Origin of the sequence: Pseudomonas sp. KBN10P06128, assembly GCF_037574945.1 — a bacterium.
Classification (GTDB): domain Bacteria; phylum Pseudomonadota; class Gammaproteobacteria; order Pseudomonadales; family Pseudomonadaceae; genus Pseudomonas; species Pseudomonas aeruginosa.
Window position 1 is genome coordinate 5,074,124 of sequence record NZ_JBBELR010000001.1, and the last position, 19,565, is coordinate 5,093,688.

At 66.6% G+C, this 19,565-nt stretch carries 13 protein-coding genes; 12 read left to right on the forward strand and 1 reads right to left on the reverse strand.

From position 1 onward, the window contains the following. The first annotated feature begins 114 nt into the window (after positions 1 to 114). Positions 115 to 3,102 carry an autotransporter serine peptidase EprS gene (gene eprS / locus VQ065_RS23745; protein ID WP_003092086.1) on the forward strand — a complete coding sequence of 996 codons (2,988 nt, stop codon included), beginning with the start codon at positions 115 to 117 and terminating at the stop codon, positions 3,100 to 3,102. Between the two features lie 393 nt (positions 3,103 to 3,495). Here the strand turns inward: eprS and VQ065_RS23750 are convergent, their stop codons facing one another. Further along, a complete protein-coding gene (locus tag VQ065_RS23750; RefSeq protein ID WP_003092088.1) occupies positions 3,496 to 3,927 on the reverse strand; it encodes a hypothetical protein in 432 nt (143 codons plus the stop codon). Between the two features lie 315 nt (positions 3,928 to 4,242). On the opposite strand from VQ065_RS23750, the gene argF reads away from it, so the two are divergent. The 11 genes from argF (at position 4,243) to algL (ending at position 19,327) form a co-directional block, all read left to right on the forward strand. Continuing rightward, the gene (argF, locus tag VQ065_RS23755) at positions 4,243 to 5,160 is read left to right on the forward strand and encodes an ornithine carbamoyltransferase (protein WP_003092090.1); all 918 of its coding nucleotides are present in this window, start codon (positions 4,243 to 4,245) and stop codon (positions 5,158 to 5,160) included. A 4-nt stretch (positions 5,161 to 5,164) separates the two neighbouring features. Further along, positions 5,165 to 6,247, forward strand: a complete 1,083-nt coding sequence (locus tag VQ065_RS23760) for an ABC transporter ATP-binding protein (RefSeq protein ID WP_003092092.1) — start codon at positions 5,165 to 5,167, stop codon at positions 6,245 to 6,247. Between the two features lie 106 nt (positions 6,248 to 6,353). Then, on the forward strand, positions 6,354 to 7,133 hold the full coding sequence (yaaA, locus tag VQ065_RS23765; RefSeq protein ID WP_003092094.1) for a peroxide stress protein YaaA: 780 nt from the start codon (positions 6,354 to 6,356) through the stop codon (positions 7,131 to 7,133). A gap of 901 nt (positions 7,134 to 8,034) precedes the next feature. Next, positions 8,035 to 9,345 carry a GDP-mannose 6-dehydrogenase gene (gene algD / locus VQ065_RS23770; protein ID WP_003110461.1) on the forward strand — a complete coding sequence of 437 codons (1,311 nt, stop codon included), beginning with the start codon at positions 8,035 to 8,037 and terminating at the stop codon, positions 9,343 to 9,345. A gap of 139 nt (positions 9,346 to 9,484) precedes the next feature. After that, positions 9,485 to 10,969, forward strand: coding sequence for a mannuronan synthase (gene alg8 / locus VQ065_RS23775; protein WP_003119545.1), 1,485 nt, complete (start codon positions 9,485 to 9,487; stop codon positions 10,967 to 10,969). Positions 10,970 to 11,051: 82 nt separating this feature from the next. Further along, entirely contained in the window at positions 11,052 to 12,221 is a 1,170-nt protein-coding gene (gene alg44 / locus VQ065_RS23780; RefSeq protein WP_003092101.1) for an alginate biosynthesis protein Alg44, read from the forward strand. A gap of 13 nt (positions 12,222 to 12,234) precedes the next feature. Beyond that, positions 12,235 to 13,662: an alginate biosynthesis TPR repeat lipoprotein AlgK gene (gene algK / locus VQ065_RS23785; RefSeq protein WP_003092103.1), complete on the forward strand. Its 1,428-nt coding sequence runs from the start codon at positions 12,235 to 12,237 to the stop codon at positions 13,660 to 13,662. Continuing rightward, on the forward strand, positions 13,659 to 15,131 hold the full coding sequence (gene algE, locus VQ065_RS23790; RefSeq protein ID WP_003092105.1) for an outer membrane porin AlgE: 1,473 nt from the start codon (positions 13,659 to 13,661) through the stop codon (positions 15,129 to 15,131). Before algK ends, algE begins: the two co-directional genes overlap by 4 nt. A 20-nt stretch (positions 15,132 to 15,151) precedes the next feature. Then, positions 15,152 to 16,783, forward strand: coding sequence for a mannuronan 5-epimerase AlgG (gene algG / locus VQ065_RS23795; protein WP_003110465.1), 1,632 nt, complete (start codon positions 15,152 to 15,154; stop codon positions 16,781 to 16,783). Between the two features lie 12 nt (positions 16,784 to 16,795). Further along, positions 16,796 to 18,220, forward strand: coding sequence for an alginate biosynthesis protein AlgX (gene algX, locus VQ065_RS23800; protein ID WP_003092107.1), 1,425 nt, complete (start codon positions 16,796 to 16,798; stop codon positions 18,218 to 18,220). A 3-nt stretch (positions 18,221 to 18,223) separates the two neighbouring features. Then, positions 18,224 to 19,327: an alginate biosynthesis protein AlgL gene (gene algL, locus VQ065_RS23805; protein WP_003092108.1), complete on the forward strand. Its 1,104-nt coding sequence runs from the start codon at positions 18,224 to 18,226 to the stop codon at positions 19,325 to 19,327. Positions 19,328 to 19,565: the final 238 nt, after the last annotated feature.

Here is a 19,565-nt window from a genome sequence, read left to right on the forward strand (position 1 = left end):
TTGTCCGGCTGTCAACTATCCACCTGGGAATTCCGGCGCGGCGAAAGCCGGTGCTAAACCTTGTCTCTTCGAGTCCGCCCCTGTCCGACAAGACCAATAAAGCGTGGAGACCGCATGACCGACGCCCGCCCCTTCCGCCCTCGCCCCACCTCGTTGTCAGCCGCCCTGCTGCTGGGCGCCTGGATCGCCCAGCCGGCCACGGCCGCCTATGTCGAAACCGGTCGGCCCGGCGATCCGGCCAGTTGGCGCTCCGCCGAATACCAGCAGGACTGGGGCCTGGAACGGATGCGGGCCGACCAGGCCTATGCCGCCGGCATCGACGGCCAGGGCGTGAAGATCGGCGAGATGGACTCCGGTTTCGACCCGAGCCATCCGGATACCCCCGCCTCGCGCTACCAGCCGGTGACGGCCAGCGGCACCTATGTCGACGGCACGCCGTTCAGCGTCAGCGGCGCGATGAACGGCAACAACGACTCCCACGGCACCCACGTCGGCGGCACCCTCGGTGCCTCGCGCGACGGCGTCGGCATGCACGGGGTGGCCTACGCGGCACAGGTGTACGTCGCCAACACCAACCAGAACGACAGCTTCCTGTTCGGCCCGACGCCCGACCCGAACTATTTCAAGGCCGCCTACCAGGCGCTGGCCGACGCCGGGGTGCGGGCGATCAACAACAGTTGGGGCAGCCAGCCCAAGGACGTCAGCTACGAGACCCTCGACGGCCTGCACGCCGCCTATGCCCAGCACTACGGGCGCTCCACCTGGCTGGACGCCGCCGCCGGCGTCTCCCGCCAGGGCGTGATCAACGTCTTCAGCGCCGGCAACAGCGGCTACGCCAACGCCAGCGTGCGCTCCGCCCTGCCCTACTTCCAGCCGGACCTGGAAGGCCACTGGCTGGCCGTGTCCGGCCTCGACCAGCAGAACGGCCAGCGCTACAACCGCTGCGGCATCGCCAAGTACTGGTGCATCACCACGCCCGGCCGCCTGATCAACAGCACCATGCCCGGCGGCGGCTATGCCAACAAGTCCGGTACCTCGATGGCCGCGCCCCACGCCACCGGCGCGCTGGCCCTGGTCATGCAGCGCTATCCGTACCTGAACAACGAGCAGGCGCTGCAGGTTCTGCTGACCACCGCCACCCAGCTCGACGGCACGCCGACCGGCGCCCCCACCGACACCGTCGGCTGGGGCGTGCCGGATCTCGGTCGGGCGATGCATGGGCCTGGACAATTGCTCGGCCGCTTCGAGGCCAACCTCCCGGCCGGCCTGCGCGACGAATGGAGCAACCCGATTTCCGATAGCGCCCTGCTCCAGCGCCAGGCCGAGGACGCCGCCGAGCACGCGGCCTGGCAGCGGACGCTGAAGGACAAGGGCTGGGAAAACGGCTTGCCGGCCGGTGCCAGCCAGCAGGAACGCACCGACTATGCCATCGGCATGGCCCGCGACCAGGCCGCCGCCCAGCGCCAGTACCAGGGCAGCCTGGTCAAGGCCGGTGCCGGCAGCCTGGTCCTGAGCGGCGACAGCACCTATCGCGGGCCGACCCTGGTCGATGGCGGGCTGCTCAGCGTCGACGGTTCGCTGCTGTCCGCCGTCGAAGTCAATGCCGGCGGCACCCTCGGCGGCAGCGGCAGGATCGGCGGCCTGCTGGCGCGCTCCGGCGGCACGGTGGCCGCGGGCAACTCCATCGGCACCCTGGAGGTCGCCGGGGACCTGCGCTTCGAATCCGGCTCGACCTACGCGGTGGAGCTTTCGGAAAGCGCCAGCGACCGGATCGTCGCCAGCGGCAAGGCGAGCATCGCGGGCGGCAACGTCACCCTGGCCATGGAAAACAGCCCCGACCTGCTCAGCCAGTCCCAGGTCGAGAGCCTGGTCGGCCGCCGCTACGACATCCTCGACGCCGCCGGCGGCATCGACGGGCGCTTCGACGCGGTATTGCCGAACTACATGTTCCTCGGCGGCACCCTGGACTACGCGGCCAACGCCATCCGCCTGGATATCGGACGCAACGGCACGGCCCTCGCCAGCGTCGCGCAGACGCCCAACCAGGCGGCGGTCGCTGGGGCCGTGGAAACGCTCGGCGCCGGCAACCCGGTCTACGAAAGCCTGCTCCTGTCGGAAAACGCCGCAACCGCCCAACGGGCCTTCCAGCAATTGTCCGGGGAAATCTACCCGGCGCTCGCCGGCCTGTTGCTCAACGACAGCCGCTATCTGCGCGACAGCGTCGGCGAACGCCTACGCCAGACCAGCGACGGCGAGGCCGGCGGGGAGGCTCCCGAAGGCTGGTTCAAGGCGCTCGGCTCCTGGGGCAAGAGCGCCGATGGCAGCCACGGTAGCGAAGGCTACCGGCATTCAGTCGGCGGCTTCCTGCTCGGCGTCGACAGCCAGGTCGCCAGCGACACGCGCCTCGGCCTGGTGGCCGGCTACAGCAACAGCTCGCTGAACATGGACAGCAGCCTGCAATCCTCCGCCAGCATCGACAGCTACCACCTCGGCGCCTACCTCGGCCGGCAATTGCAGCAATGGCGCCTGAGCCTCGGCGCAGCGCACGCCTGGCACCGCGCCGAGGTCAAGCGCGACCTGCAATACGGCGCCGTGGCCGGCAAGCAGAAGGCCAAGCTCGACGCACAGAGCAGCCAGTTGTTCGCCGAGGCCGCCTACGCGCTGGGCTGGCGCAGCCTGGAGCTGGAACCCTTCGCCGGGCTGGCCTACGTGCACGTCGCCAGCGATGACTTCCGCGAACGCGGTAGCGCCGCGGCCCTGGAGGGTGGCGACGACAACCTGGACGCCGCCTTCACCACCCTGGGCCTGCGCGCGAAACGGCATTTCGAGCTGGATGCCGAACGCCGCCTGGCGCTCTCCGGCACCCTCGGCTGGCGCCACAACCTGAGCGACACCACCCCGCAACGCCACCTGGCGTTCGCCAGCGGCAGCCAGCCATTCAACGTGGAAAGCGTGGCCCTGTCCCGCGACGCCGCGCTGCTCGGCGTCGACGCCAGCCTCGCGGTGAATCGCGAAGTGAGCGTGCGGCTGGGCTACAACGGCCTGCTGGGCAGCCGCGAGAAGGACCATGGCGTCGGACTGGCCGTCGACTGGCGTTTCTGACTTCGGTTACGAGGGCATGCCAGCCGTTGGATGGGTTCCGGCGGGCGGCAAGGGGAAAAAGCCACTTCATTGCCCTCGGTCACGAAACCGCTGCAAATATGAGAAAAAGACCTAACTAAAGGATTCATGCGAAATGCATAGCGCTATACTGTCCATCCAGCGCTGTACTATCCCTTCCAGCGCTGATCGCGACCCGGTGCCCGCACCACCGTGCCGCACGAGCCCCGGAGATCCGCACCTCCGGGGCTCACCTTTTGCTCCTCTCGCGCCCTCCTTCCCCGGCTGAGCCCCTCCCCCTGCAAATCCGCGACGAATGGCCGCAATCCGGCAATCCGATGAACGAGCGGCCGAACGGCGGGCGCCCAGGCTGCCTGCGCATAGTCGCGGAACGGGTCAGGCCTGGCGGAAGAAGATCATGCCGAACAGCACCGCCAGGGCGCTGAGGAACGACAACCCGGTTTGCCCCAGGACCACCAGGATCGCGGCCGCCGCCGTGCTCAGCGCATGCCAGCCCCAGAGCAGGCACGACAGGTTGAGGACGATGCCGGCCAGGGCCAGGTGACGCTTGCGGCTGCGCCTGAGCAGGCCGGCCAGGCCCAGCACCAGGCCGCAGGTCGATACCGCGAAGACCGCCAGCAGGGCGGCGAACAGGCCGAGCAGATGGTTCTCGTCGCTGAGGTCGATCCGCTCGCCGAGCGCCAGCGCCATCACCACCAGCGCGATGGCGACCCCGGCCAGGGCGAGGAACAGCGACAGGCCGCCCAGCCGCGATTGGCGCAATGGCCGTGCCGGCGGCGCGGCGGCGAGTGTTTCTCCCGTGTGCATGTTCGACCTCCCTGGTCCGAAACCCGCCTCCTCCATGAAGGCATTCGGGCGCGCACAGCATAAAGCGTCGCCCCGCCCAACCGATAGATCGACGAGGCGGGACTTTGGCGGCGGGACAACCGCGAAGACCCGGGGAAAAACCCCGTAACCCGCGCCTTCCAAGCCCCTCCTTGTGTTTCCGCGACATTTCCTTATAAGATCGCGCCTTCCCCTATTTTCCCGCACGTTGCGGTCCCGCCGCAGGTCCAGTCCCGTTTTCTCTCGCGAAAGCCGGCCAGTGCCTCGGCCAGCAGTAAAAATAAAAGGTAGTCAGCGATGAGCGTACGGCACTTTCTCTCGTTTATGGATTACAGCCCCGAAGAGCTGATCGGTCTGATCCGCCGCGGCAGCGAGCTGAAGGACCTGCGCAACCGAGGCGTGCTCTACGAGCCGCTGAAGAGCCGGGTCCTGGGCATGGTCTTCGAGAAGGCTTCGACCCGTACCCGCCTGTCCTTCGAAGCCGGGATGATCCAGCTCGGCGGCCAGGCGATCTTCCTCTCCCCGCGCGACACCCAGCTCGGCCGCGGCGAGCCGATCGGCGACAGCGCCCGGGTCATGTCGCGGATGCTCGACGGCGTGATGATCCGCACCTTCGCCCACGCCACCCTGACGGAATTCGCCGCGCACTCGAAGGTGCCGGTGATCAACGGCCTGTCCGACGACCTGCACCCCTGCCAGTTGCTCGCCGACATGCAGACCTTCCACGAGCACCGCGGCAGCATCCAGGGCAAGACCGTGGCCTGGATCGGCGACGGCAACAACATGTGCAACAGCTATATAGAAGCGGCGCTGAAGTTCGACTTCCAGCTGCGCGTGGCCTGCCCCGAGGGCTACGAGCCGAAGGCCGAGTTCGTCGCCCTTGCCGGCGACCGCCTGCGCGTCGTCCGCGACCCGCGCGAGGCGGTGGCCGGCGCGCACCTGGTGAGCACCGACGTGTGGGCCTCGATGGGCCAGGAAGACGAAGCCGCCGCGCGCATCGCCCTGTTCCGTCCCTACCAGGTGAACGCCGCGTTGCTCGATGGGGCCGCCGACGATGTACTATTCATGCACTGCCTGCCGGCCCACCGCGGCGAGGAAATCAGCGAAGAGTTGCTGGACGACCCGCGCTCGGTAGCCTGGGACCAGGCAGAGAACCGTCTGCACGCGCAGAAGGCCCTCCTCGAATTGCTGATCGAACACGCCCATTACGCCTGAGCCCATGAGCCACGACCTGCTGCTGAACCTGAAAGATCTCGCCTGCGGCTACGCCTCGCAGAAAGTGGTGCAGGACCTCGACCTGCACCTCAATGCCGGAGACATCGGCTGCCTGCTGGGTCCTTCGGGATGCGGCAAGACCACCACCCTGCGCGCCATCGCCGGCTTCGAACCGGTGCTGGCCGGGCAGATCGAGCTGGGCGGCGAAGTCATCTCGCGTCCCGGCTTCACCCTGGCGCCGGAGAAACGCCGGATCGGCATGGTGTTCCAGGACTACGCGCTGTTCCCCCATCTCAGCGTGGCCGACAATGTCGGCTTCGGCATCCGCAAGCATCCACAACGCGAACGCCTGGTGCGCGAGCTTCTGGAGCTGGTCAAGCTCGACCACCTCGCCGCGCGCCACCCCCACGAACTCTCCGGCGGCCAGCAACAACGGGTGGCCCTGGCCCGCGCGCTGGCGCCCGAACCGCTGTTGCTGCTACTCGACGAACCCTTCTCCAACCTCGACGTGGAACTGCGCCGCAGCCTCAGCCAGGAGGTTCGCGAGATCCTCAAGGCACGCGGCACCAGCGCGATCCTGGTGACCCACGACCAGGAAGAAGCCTTCGCCGTCTGCGACCACATCGGCGTGTTCAAGGAAGGTCACCTGGAACAGTGGGACACTCCCTACAACCTCTACCACGAGCCGCTGACGCCCTTCGTCGCCAGCTTCGTCGGCCAGGGCTACTTCATTCGCGGCCAGTTGCTCAGCCCCGATACGGTGCAGACCGAACTCGGCGTGATCCGCGGCAATCGCGCCTACAGCCTGCCTTCCGGCAGCGCGGTAGACGTCCTGCTGCGCCCGGACGACCTGGTGCACGCGCCGCAGGGCGAGCTGAAGGCGCGGATCGTCGGCAAGACCTTCCTCGGCGCCGCCACCCTGTACCGCCTGCAATTGCCCACCGGTACCCAGCTGGAATCGATCTTCCCCAGCCATGCCGACCACCAGCCGGGCGATGACGTCGGTATCCGCGTCGCCGCCGACCACCTGGTGGTGTTCGCCGCCCGGGGCAGCGTCGCCGCGCACCTCGCTCCCGTCCAGGCCTGATACCTCGGCGCCGTTCGGTCGGCGGCGCCTTTCCCTATCGACCGCATAGGTGGAGCCGGACGTCTCCAGCCCCTACAATCGCCCGACGATTCGAGGAGCCTGAACGATGCTGATGGTGATTTCCCCCGCCAAGACCCTGGACTACGAGACCCCGCCGGTCACCCACCGCTTCACCCAGCCGCAATACCTGGACCACGCCCAGGAACTGATCCAGCAACTGCGCCAGCTCACCCCGCTGCAGATCAGCGAACTGATGAAGCTTTCCGACAAGCTCGCCGGCCTGAATGCCGCTCGCTACGCCAGCTGGCATCCGGAGTTCACCCCGGAGAACGCCAAGCAGGCGTTGCTCGCCTTCAAGGGCGATGTCTACACCGGCCTCAACGCGGAAGACTTCGGCGAGGACGATTTCGCCTTCGCCCAGGATCACCTGCGCATGCTCTCCGGTCTCTACGGCGTGCTGCGCCCGCTCGACCTCATGCAGCCCTATCGACTGGAAATGGGCACCCGCCTGGCCAACGCCCGTGGCAAGGATCTCTACGCCTTCTGGGGCGAGCGTATCAGCCAGTGGCTGAACGAAGCGCTGGCCGCCCAGGGCGACGACGTGCTGCTCAACCTGGCCTCCAACGAGTACTTCGGCGCGGTGAAGCGCAAGGCACTGCAAGCGCGGGTCATCGACACCGAGTTCAAGGACCTGAAGAACGGCCAGTACAAGATCATCAGCTTCTACGCCAAGAAGGCTCGCGGCATGATGGCTCGCTACGTGATCCGCGAGCGCCTGCGCGACCCGGCCGGGCTGAAGGACTTCAATGCCCACGGCTATTACTTCAGCGCCGAGCAATCCGGCCCGGATCAGCTGGTATTCCTCAGGGACGCCCCGCAAGACTGATCTCCCCGGCCCGCCGTCCTGGCGGGCCGCTCCTCTTTCGGCACGCCGACGCCTCCTGGCGCTACCGTTCGTCCCTCCGACACCCCTGCTGCGTCGCCTTTCTCCCCGGAAAAGCCCTTGTGGCGAATAGGCCTACTCAACCGTTCGTCTGCAAGTCATTCGGAACTGCATCACATTTTTTCACACCCAGCCCACCTGCTTTTTCCCAATTCGAGGCGGAAATGCCATCTCCGGCGTAATCCATTGGCCATTACCAGCCTCCCGCCATTACATGCAAATTACGATTGCAAAGTGCATGGGTCGAAGATTAAGGAATCCTTAAGGTTTGCTTAAGGCGGTAAAAGCGGCTTCTGTTTCATTCCGGTGACGCGGAACTTTCAGCCGCCATGCATTCTGCAACTAGTGGCCATTGGCAGGCATTTAACGGAAAGGCCATCAAGTTGGTATCAAGTGATATCAAACGGATATTTCCAAATATTTCGCGAGCGGGACAAACGGCCGGAACTTCCCTCGCAGAGAAAACATCCTATCACCGCGATGCCTATCGATAGTTATGGGCAGAGCAACTTGAAACCGTCTCGAATAATCGGACTCCGCTCCGAGGGACAAACTCAACCTGTTGAAATTAAAGGCCTTTAGAAACTTGAATTCTATGGACCGAACTAAAACGAAGCATCCAAGGTCGGGTTATGCACCGTTATTGAAACCCACCTGAAACATTAAAGGGCATGAACTTATAACTTGCCCTATTAGAGTGCCGAACAACTAAGCACTCTATTCGAAACTGCCTGAAGGCGGATCAAGGGCTCTGGATCGGGGCTCGTAGTAACGGCTCGCCAGATAGGGAAGTGGCCATACGGCCACCTCATTAACGGCGCGACAAACAATCGAGGTGAATGCGATGCGAATCAGCATCTTTGGTTTGGGCTATGTCGGTGCAGTATGTGCTGGCTGCCTGTCGGCACGCGGTCATGAAGTCATTGGTGTGGATGTCTCCAGCACCAAGATCGACCTGATCAACCAGGGCAAGTCGCCCATCGTCGAACCGGGCCTGGAAGCGTTGTTGCAGCAAGGCCGGCAGACCGGACGGCTGTCGGGCACCACCGACTTCAAGAAGGCCGTGCTGGACTCCGACGTATCGTTCATCTGCGTCGGCACGCCGAGCAAGAAGAACGGCGACCTGGACCTGGGCTACATCGAGACCGTCTGCCGCGAGATCGGCTTCGCCATCCGCGAGAAGTCCGAACGCCACACCGTGGTGGTGCGCAGCACCGTACTGCCGGGCACCGTCAACAACGTGGTGATCCCGCTGATCGAGGACTGCTCGGGCAAGAAGGCCGGGGTCGACTTCGGCGTCGGCACCAACCCCGAATTCCTCCGCGAGAGCACCGCGATCAAGGACTACGACTTCCCGCCGATGACCGTGATCGGCGAACTGGACAAGCAGACCGGCGACCTTCTCGAGGAAATCTACCGCGAGCTGGACGCGCCGATCATCCGCAAGACCGTCGAGGTCGCCGAGATGATCAAGTACACCTGCAACGTCTGGCACGCCGCCAAGGTCACCTTCGCCAACGAGATCGGCAACATCGCCAAGGCGGTCGGCGTCGACGGCCGCGAGGTGATGGACGTGATCTGCCAGGACCACAAGCTCAACCTGTCGCGCTACTACATGCGTCCCGGCTTCGCCTTCGGCGGCTCCTGCCTGCCCAAGGATGTACGCGCCCTCACCTATCGCGCCAGCCAGCTGGACGTCGAGCACCCGATGCTCGGTTCGTTGATGCGCAGCAACTCCAACCAGGTGCAGAAGGCCTTCGATCTCATCACCAGCCACGACACCCGCAAGGTCGGTCTGCTCGGCCTGTCGTTCAAGGCCGGCACCGACGATTTGCGCGAAAGTCCGCTGGTGGAGCTGGCCGAGATGCTCATCGGCAAGGGCTACGAGTTGCGCATCTTCGACCGCAACGTCGAATACGCGCGTGTCCACGGGGCCAACAAGGAATACATCGAGTCGAAGATCCCGCACGTCTCCTCACTGCTGGTCTCCGACCTCGACGAAGTGGTGGCGAGTTCCGATGTGCTGGTGCTGGGCAATGGCGACGAGCTGTTCGTCGACCTGGTGAACAAGACCCCGAGCGGCAAGAAGCTGGTCGACCTGGTGGGCTTCATGCCGCACACCACCACTGCCCAGGCCGAGGGCATCTGCTGGTAGCGGGCCGCCCCCTGGCCCCGTGAGCCGGTAAAGAACCTCTTTATCGCCCTCGGACCGAAGGCCGTCTCCGCGGCGTGCGCCATAACAACAACAAGCGCACGCCGGCGTCGAGGCCAAGGTCCCCAGCCCGATGGAACTGATGATGGAAACTTACAAACGTGGCCTCGCCGAAGCCACCGGCTGGCTGGTGTTCCTCAGCCTGCTGATGGTGCTCGCGCTGGCAGTGCCGAAGACCGTGTTCGACGCCGACTCCAAGGATTTCATCCTGCTTATCGGCGCCGTCGGCATCTGGCGCTACTCCATGGGCGGCGTGCACTTCCTGCGCGGCATGCTGTTCCTCCACGTGGTCTACCCGTACTACCGCCGGCGCGTGCGCCAGTTGGGCAGCGCGGCCGACCCGTCGCACGTGTTCCTGATGGTCACCAGTTTCCGCATCGACGCCCTGACCACCGCCATGGTCTATCGCTCGGTGATCCGCGAAGCCATCGACAGCGGCTACCCGACCACCGTGGTCTGCTCCATCGTCGAGATGTCCGACGAGGTCCTGGTCCGTTCTCTGTGGGAGAAGATGAACCCGCCGGACCGGGTCAGCCTCGACTTCGTGCGGATTCCCGGCACCGGCAAGCGCGACGGCCTGGCCTATGGCTTCCGCGCGATTTCCCGGCACCTGCCGGACGACGACGCGGTGGTCGCGGTGATCGACGGCGACACCGTGCTCGACCACGGCGTGGTGAAGAAGACCGTGCCCTGGTTCAAGCTCTTCCCCAACGTCGGCGGCCTCACCACCAATGAATTCTGCGAAGTGCAGGGCGGCTACGTGATGAGCGAGTGGCACAAGCTGCGCTTCGCCCAGCGCCACATCAACATGTGCTCGATGGCCCTGTCCAAGCGCGTGCTGACCATGACCGGACGGATGTCGGTGTTCCGCGCCCGGGTGGTGACCAACCCCGAGTTCATCACCGACGTCGAGAACGACCACCTGGAGCACTGGCGCCTGGGTCGCTTCAAGTTCCTCACCGGCGACGACAAGTCCAGCTGGTTCAGCCTGATGCGCCTGGGCTACGACACCTTCTACGTGCCCGACGCGGCGATCAACACGGTCGAGCACCCGCCGGAGAAGAGCTTCATCAAGGCCAGTCGCAAGCTGATGTACCGCTGGTACGGCAACAACCTGCGGCAGAACTCGCGCGCGCTCAAGCTCGGCGCGCGGCGCCTGGGCTGGTTCACCATGCTGGTGCTGTTCGACCAGCGCGTCTCGATGTGGACCAGCCTCCTCGGCCTGGTGGTGGCGATCCTCGCCAGCCTCAAGTACAGCATCGCCTTCCTGCTGGTGTACCTGCTCTGGATCGGCCTCACCCGCCTGGTGCTGACCCTGCTCCTCTCGCTCTCCGGGCACCGCATCGGCCCGGCCTATCCGCTGATCCTCTATTACAACCAGATCGTCGGCGCGCTGGTGAAGATCTATGTGTTCTTCCGCCTCGACCGGCAGTCCTGGACCCGCCAGCCGACCAAGCTGGAGCGCGGCCTGGCCAGCTTCCAGCGCTGGTTCAACGCCTGGTCGTCGCGGGCCATGACCTTCTCTGCCGCCAGCATCTTCGTCGCCGTGCTGCTGACCATCGTATGACCACCGAATCGACTACGGACAACGCCAGGGCCGCGGCCCGCGCGCAAATCGACCCAGATTGGACCGAACAGGACCCGACACCATGAATACAGCCGTCAACGTCAACGTCGTGCACGAATCCGAAGCCCAGCGCCAGTTCGCCCGGGTCAAGCTGCCGGCGCGCATCCGCTACATCGGCGCCAACCGCGAAGGCGTCGACGCACGCCTGCTGGATCTCTCCGCCGGCGGCTTCGCCTTCACCGCGAGCGGCGCGCCGATCCAGCCCGGCGACCTGTACAAGGGCAAGCTGCTGTTCCAGGTCGACAGCATCAGCTTTTCCCTCGAAGTGGAGTTCCAGGTGCGCTCGGTGGACCCCGCCAGCCGCCGCGTCGGCTGCGAGTTCCAGAACCTCAAGCCGCGCGAGGTGGCGGCCCTGCGCTACCTGATCACCTCCTACCTGGCCGGCGAGGTGATCGGCGTCGGCGACATGCTCAATACCCTCCAGCGCGAGAACTTCACCAAGGCCCGCAAGCAGGGCGGCGGCAACGGCGGGATGGGCTTCTTCGGCCGGGTCCGGGCGGTGACCCTGAGCACCGCGATCTTCGTCGTCGGGGTCGGCGCCTTCGCCTTCATTCTCAACCAGATGTACAACCTGTACTTCGTCACCCATGCCGATTCCGGCGTGGTCAGCGTCCCCAACCAGCAGATCACCATGCCCCGCGAGGGCACCGTGCAGAGCCTTCTCGGGCCCAACGCGGAAGTCGCCAAAGGCGCGCCGATCGCCACCTTCTCGGCCAACCTGCTGGACATGCTCAAGGGCAACCTGACCGAGGAGCAGCTCAACCCGGGCAACATCGAGAAGCTCTTCGGCCACCAGATGAAAGGGACCCTGACCAGCCCCTGCGACTGCCGCGTGGTCCAGCAACTGGTAGCCGACGGGCAATACGCCAACAAGGGCCAGGTGATCTTCACCCTCGCCCCGCGCGACAGCGTGGCCAGCATCGAGGCGCGCTTCCCTTACCGCAACGCCGCCGAGCTGGCGCCGGGCACCCGGGTGAACTTCCAGGTCGCCGGCGACGGCGTCAACCGCAGCGGCCGCATCGTCAACACCGCGCCGGTGGACGGCGACCTGTCCTCGGAAATCCGCGTGCAGATCCAGCCCGACCAGCCGCTCGACGCCCAGTACGCCGGCCGCCCGGCCGAGGTCAGCATCGGCGGCCTGCCCGGCCGCACCCTGCTGAACAAGGCCGTGACCCTGGCCACCGCTCGCTGACCGGTACCCGACCATGAAGATGCCCATCCTCCCTCCCCTGCCCCTGGCGTCCCGGCACCTGCTGCTGGCCTCAGCCATCGCCCTGGCCGCCGGCTGCGCCGGACTGCCCGACCAGCGCCTGGCCCAGGAGGCCCTGGAGCGCGGCGACCTCGCCACCGCCCAGAGCAACTACCAGGCCCTGGCCGCGATGGGTTACGCCGACGCCCAGGTCGGCCTCGCCGACATGCAGGTCGCCAGCGGCGACAGCGCGCAGCAGGCCAAGGCCGAAAAGCTCTACCGCGAGGCCGCGCAGACCTCGCCGCGGGCCCGCGCGCGCCTTGGCAAGTGGCTGGCGGCCAAGCCCGGCGCCAGCGACGCCGAGCACCGCGAGGCCGAGCGCCTGCTCAGCCAGGCCTTCGAACAGGGCGAGGACAGTGCCCTGGTGCCGCTCATCGTGCTCTACCTGCAATACCCGCAGTCCTGGCCGGAAATCGACCCGCAGCAGCGCATCGACCAGTGGCGCGCGCGCGGACTGCCGCAGGCCGACCTGGCGCAGATCATCCTCTACCGCACCCAGGGCACCTACGCCCAGCACCTGGGCGAGATCGAGCAGGTCTGCCAGCGCTGGCTGCGGCGCATGGACGTGTGCTGGTACGAACTGGCCACGGTCTACCAGATGCAGGGCAACGCGGAAAAGCAGAAGGCCCTGCTCGAACAGCTGCGCGCCGCCTACAAGGCCGGCCGGGTGCCCGGCGAGCGGGTCGACTCGGTGGCCGGGATGCTCGCCGACGGCGAACTCGGCCAGCCCGACCCGCAGACCGCCCAGGCGCTGCTGGAAGAGATCGCGCCGAGCTACCCCGCGGCCTGGGTCAGCCTGGCCAAGCTGCTCTACGACTATCCCGACCAGGGCGACCTGGAAAAGATGCTCGGCTACCTGAAGAACGCCCAGGACGCCGCCCAGCCACGCGCCGAATTGCTCCTCGGGCGCCTCTACTACGACGGCAAGTGGGCGCCGCAGGACCCGCGCAAGGCCGAGCGGCACCTGCTCAAGGCCGCCGCCAGCGAACCCCAGGCCAACTACTACCTGGGGCAGATCTACCGCCGCGGCTTCCTCGGCAAGGTCTATCCGCAGAAGGCCGTCGACCACCTGATCCTCGCCGCCCGCGCCGGCCAGGCCAGCGCCGACATGGCCCTGGCCCAGCTCTGGTCGCAGGGCCGCGGCATCCAGCCGAACCGGGTCAACGCCTACGTCTTCGGCCAGCTCGCCGTGCAGCAGCAGGTACCGCAGGCCAGCGACCTGCTCGGGCAGATCGAAGCGCAACTGCCGCCGGCCGAACGCAGCCAGGCGCAGCAATTGCTCAAGCGCGAACAACAGAGCCGCGGCAACAACTGGCAGGCCACCGTCAGCCTGCTGCAGAGCCAGGACTCGCCGATCAACGAAGAAGAGCCAGAAAGCCTATGAACAGCTCCCGTTCCGTCAACCCGCGGCCGTCCTTCGCGCCGCGCGCCCTGTCCCTGGCCATCGCCCTGCTGCTCGGCGCGCCGGCGTTCGCCGCCAACAGCGGCGAGGCGCCGAAGAACTTCGGCCTGGACGTGAAGATCACCGGCGAATCGGAAAACGATCGCGACCTCGGCACCGCTCCCGGCGGCACCCTCAACGACATCGGTATCGACCTGCGGCCCTGGGCCTTCGGCCAGTGGGGCGACTGGAGCGCCTACTTCATGGGCCAGGCGGTGGCCGCCACCGACACCATCGAGACCGACACCCTGCAATCGGACACCGACGACGGCAACAACAGCCGCAACGACGGTCGCGAGCCGGACAAGAGCTACCTCGCCGCACGCGAATTCTGGGTCGACTACGCCGGCCTCACCGCCTACCCCGGCGAGCACCTGCGCTTCGGCCGCCAGCGCCTGCGGGAAGACAGCGGCCAGTGGCAGGACACCAACATCGAGGCGCTGAACTGGAGCTTCGAGACCACCCTGCTCAACGCCCACGCCGGGGTCGCCCAGCGCTTCAGCGAATACCGCACCGACCTCGACGAACTGGCTCCGGAGGACAAGGACCGCACCCATGTGTTCGGCGACATCTCCACCCAGTGGGCGCCGCACCACCGCATCGGCGTGCGCATCCACCACGCCGACGACAGCGGCCACCTGCGCCGCCCCGGCGAGGAAGTCGACAACCTCGACAAGACCTATACCGGCCAGCTCACCTGGCTCGGCATCGAGGCTACCGGCGATGCCTACAACTATCGTTCGAGCATGCCGCTGAACTACTGGGCCAGCGCCACCTGGCTGACCGGCGACCGCGACAACCTGACCACCACCACGGTCGACGACCGGCGCATCGCCACCGGCAAGCAGAGCGGCGACGTCAATGCCTTCGGCGTCGACCTCGGCCTGCGCTGGAACATCGACGAGCAATGGAAGGCCGGCGTCGGCTACGCCCGTGGCAGCGGCGGTGGCAAGGACGGCGAGGAGCAGTTCCAGCAGACCGGGCTGGAGAGCAATCGCTCCAACTTCACCGGCACCCGCTCGCGCGTGCACCGCTTCGGCGAAGCCTTCCGCGGCGAACTGAGCAACCTCCAGGCAGCCACCCTGTTCGGCTCCTGGCAACTGCGCGAGGACTACGACGCGAGCCTGGTCTACCACAAGTTCTGGCGCGTCGACGACGACTCCGACATCGGCACCAGCGGCATCAACGCCGCCCTGCAACCGGGCGAGAAGGACATCGGCCAGGAACTCGACCTGGTGGTGACCAAGTACTTCAAGCAAGGCCTGCTGCCGGCCTCGATGAGCCAGTACGTCGACGAGCCCTCGGCGCTGATCCGCTTCCGCGGCGGCCTGTTCAAGCCGGGCGACGCCTACGGGCCGGGCACCGACTCGACCATGCACCGCGCCTTCGTCGACTTCATCTGGCGCTTCTGAGCCCCGCGAGGAAACCGGACATGCCCGACATTTCCCTTTCGATCCCCCGCCGCCGGCTCCCGCGCCTGCGCCCGCTGGCCGCGGCAGTGCTCGGCGCGGTGCTGCTGCACGGCCAGGCGTGGGCGGCGCAGCCGGTGGAGAAACCGCAGCCGGTCCCGGCGCAGGCCGGCAACGAGCCGGGCCTGACCCAGGGCCTGAAGGAAACCGGCAACTACACGGTGACCACCGCGCCGGCCGAACCGTTGCACCTGGACCCGCCGAAACTGCCCGACCTCTCCGGCTACACCGCCGCCGCGGTGGAAGCCAAGATCGTGCGCAAGCCGGGTGGCCGCGCCAGCGTGCAGCGGATGGTCCAGCAGCAGCCGCTGAAGGAGTTCACCGGTGGCAGCAACCGCCTCGCCGAATGGGTCAAGCGCCAGCGCCAGATGCCCCAGGCGATCTTCATCGAAGGCGGCTACGTGAACCTCGCCCAGCTCGCCGGCAAGCTTCCCGCCAGCGCGCTGGAACAGGTCGAGCCGGGGGTGTTCGTCGCCCGCCTGCCGATCGTGGTCAGCCAGGGCGCGACCCTCGACATCGACAAGCAGGTCAAGGAACTGCGCCTGTCCCAGGAGCGCGGCGCGTTCCTGGTCAACGACGGCATGCTGTTCGTCCGCGACAGCAAGGTCACCGGCTGGAGCGAATCGAAGAAGGAGCCGGCCTGGTTCAAGACGCCCAACGAGTTCCGTCCGTTCCTGATCTCCTGGGGCGGCGCCGAGGTGTACCTGAGCAACAGCACCTTCACCAGCTTCGGCTACAACGCCTCCAAGGCCTACGGCATCTCCATCTCGCAGTACAGCCCGGGCATGGACAAGCAGATGAAGCGCCCGCGTCCCAAGGGCTGGGTGATCGACTCGACCATCGTCGACAGCTGGTACGGCTTCTATTGCTACGAGGCCGACGACCTGGTGGTGAAGGGCAACACCTACCGCGACAACATCGTCTACGGCATCGACCCGCACGACCGTTCGCACCGCCTGATCATCGCCGACAACACCGTCCACGGGACCAGGAAGAAGCACGGCATCATCGTCTCGCGGGAAGTCAACGACAGCTTCATCTTCAACAACCGCAGCTACGAGAACAAGCTTTCCGGGATCGTCCTCGACCGTAACAGCGAGGGCAACCTGGTGGCCTACAACGAGGTCTACCGCAACCATTCCGACGGCATCACCCTCTACGAGAGCGGCGACAACCTGCTCTGGGGCAACCAGGTCCTGGCCAACCGCCGCCACGGCATCCGCGTGCGCAACAGCGTGAACATCCGCCTCTACGAGAACCTCGCGGCGGGCAACCAGTTGATCGGCGTGTACGGCCACATCAAGGACCTCACCAACACCGACCGCAACATCGCCCTCGACCCGTTCGACACCAAGGTCTCGCTGATCGTGGTCGGCGGCAAGCTCGCCGGCAACGGCTCCGGCCCGCTCTCGGTGGATTCGCCGCTGAGCCTCGAACTGTACCGGGTGGCGATGCTCGCCCCGACCAAATCCTCCGGCATCAGCCTGCCCGGCGTTCTCGGCGAGAAGCAGGACCAGATCCTCGACCTGCTGGTGCGCCAGGACAAGGCGGTGCTGATCGACCCCGTGGAAAGCCAGGCCGAACTCCAGGACTGAGGACCCAGACGCATGAAAACCCGCACTTCCCGACTGTTCCGCCTGAGCGCCCTGGCCGCCGGCCTCTGCCTGGCCCAGGCAGCCCTCGCCGCCGACCCCGGCGCGGCGCCGAGCTACCAGGCGCTGCCGGCCGGCAACCTGTGCCCGGCCGCCGCCGACGACTCGCGCTACAACACCAAGTACCTGGGCTTCTTCACCCACCTGGTGCAGGCCCAGGATGACTGGCTGTTCCGCACCACCTACGACCTGCGTACCGACTTCGGCACCAGCGCCGAAGGCTGGCGCGAACTCCGCGCACTGCGCGACGAACTCAAGCGCAAGGGCATCGAGCTGGTGGTGGTCTACCAGCCGACCCGCGGCCTGGTGAACCGCGAGAAGCTCAGCCCGGCGGAAAAGGCCGGCTTCGACTACGAGTTGGCGAAGAAGAACTACCTGGCGACCATCGCCCGCTTCCGCCAGGCCGGCATCTGGACCCCGGACTTCTCGCCGCTGTTCGACGAGAAGGAGGAGCACGCCTACTACTTCAAGGGCGACCACCACTGGACTCCCCATGGCGCCCGGCGCAGCGCGAAGATCGTGGCCGAGACGCTGAAGCAGGTGCCCGGCTTCGAGGAGATCCCCAAGAAGCAGTTCGAAAGCAAGCGCGTCGGCCTGCTGTCCAAGCTCGGCACCTTCCACAAGGCCGCCGCGCAACTCTGCGGCAACAGCTACGCCACCCAGTACGTCGACCGCTTCGAGACCGAGCCGGTGGGCGCCAGCGACAGCGGCGACCTGTTCGGCGACGGCGGCAACCCGCAGATCGCCCTGGTCGGCACCTCCAACAGCGGCCCGGCCTACAACTTCGCCGGCTTCCTGGAGGAGTTCAGCGGCGCCGACATCCTCAACAACGCGGTGTCCGGCGGCGGCTTCGACAGTTCGCTGCTGGCGTACATGACCAGCGAGGAATTCCACAAGAACCCGCCGAAGATCCTCATCTGGGAATTCGCCACCCACTACGACATGGCGCAGAAGAGCTTCTACCGCCAGGCCATGCCGCTGGTGGACAACGGCTGCTCCGGCCGGAAGACCGTGCTCAGCCGCAAGGTCAAGCTGCGCCAGGGCCGCAACGAGGTGCTGCTGAACAGCGCCGCGCTACCGATCCGCAGCGGCAGCTACGTCGCCGACGTGACCTACAGCGACCCTTCGGTACACGAGTTGAAGAACACCATCTGGTACATGAACGGCCGCCGCGAGCAGTTGAAGATCGAGCAGTCGAAAGCCGTCGATACCGGCGGCCGCTACGTCTTCCAGCTGCGCAACGACAGCGACTGGGCCGACCAGCAGTTCCTTTCCCTGGAAATCGAAGCGCCGGAGGACATGCCCCAGGGCCTGGAGGTCCAGGCCAGCATCTGCCAGGCGGCGCCCGCCAAGGCCAGCCAGTCGGTGGCCGGGAGGTAAACGATGAAAACGTCCCACCTGATCCGTATCGCCCTGCCCGGCGCCCTCGCCGCGGCATTGCTCGCCAGCCAGGTCAGCCAGGCCGCCGACCTGGTACCCCCGCCCGGCTACTACGCGGCGGTCGGCGAGCGCAAGGGCAGCGCCGGCAGTTGCCCCGCGGTGCCGCCGCCGTATACCGGCAGCCTGGTCTTCACCAGCAAGTACGAAGGCTCCGATTCGGCGCGGGCGACCCTCAACGTCAAGGCGGAGAAGACCTTCCGCTCGCAGATCAAGGACATCACCGACATGGAGCGCGGCGCCACCAAGCTGGTCACCCAGTACATGCGCAGCGGCCGCGACGGCGACCTGGCCTGCGCACTGAACTGGATGAGCGCCTGGGCCCGCGCCGGCGCCCTGCAGAGCGACGACTTCAACCACACCGGCAAGTCCATGCGCAAATGGGCGCTGGGCAGCCTCTCCGGCGCCTACATGCGCCTGAAGTTCTCCAGCTCGCGGCCGCTCGCGGCCCACGCCGAGCAGAGCCGGGAAATCGAGGACTGGTTCGCCCGGCTCGGCACCCAGGTAGTCCGCGACTGGAGCGGCCTGCCGCTGAAGAAGATCAACAACCATTCCTACTGGGCGGCCTGGTCGGTGATGTCCACCGCGGTGGTGACCAACCGCCGCGACCTCTTCGACTGGGCGGTGAGCGAGTTCAAGGTCGCCGCCAACCAGGTCGACGAGCAGGGCTTCCTGCCCAACGAACTCAAGCGCCGCCAGCGCGCCCTCGCCTACCACAACTATGCGCTGCCGCCGCTGGCGATGATCGCCGCGTTCGCCCAGGTCAACGGCGTCGACCTGCGCCAGGAGAACCACGGCGCCCTGCAGCGCCTGGCCGAGCGGGTGATGAAGGGAGTCGACGACGAGGAAACCTTCGAGGAGAAGACCGGCGAGGACCAGGACATGACCGACCTCAAGGTCGACAACAAGTACGCCTGGCTGGAGCCCTACTGCGCCCTCTACCGCTGCGAGCCGAAGATGCTCGAGGCGAAGAAGGACCGCGAGCCGTTCAACAGTTTCCGCCTCGGCGGCGAAGTGACGCGGGTGTTCAGCCGCGAAGGGGGAAGTTGAGGGCGTGGCGGGAAGCGGGCGCACAGGCCGGGGGCCACGCGCCCCTCTACCCCGCTCGCCGACCAGGCGTCCCACCAGGCGCCACACCCCGACCCATGCGCGACAGACGCGGGCGGGCGCAACACCTTAGGCAACACCACGGGGAGGAAAACGGCGGGTCGTCCCGCCTTTCCTCGAGCGCTCCAGGGCGCGGAAAGGCAGGGCCGACCTGAATGGTTGACGCTCTAGAGAGAGAGAC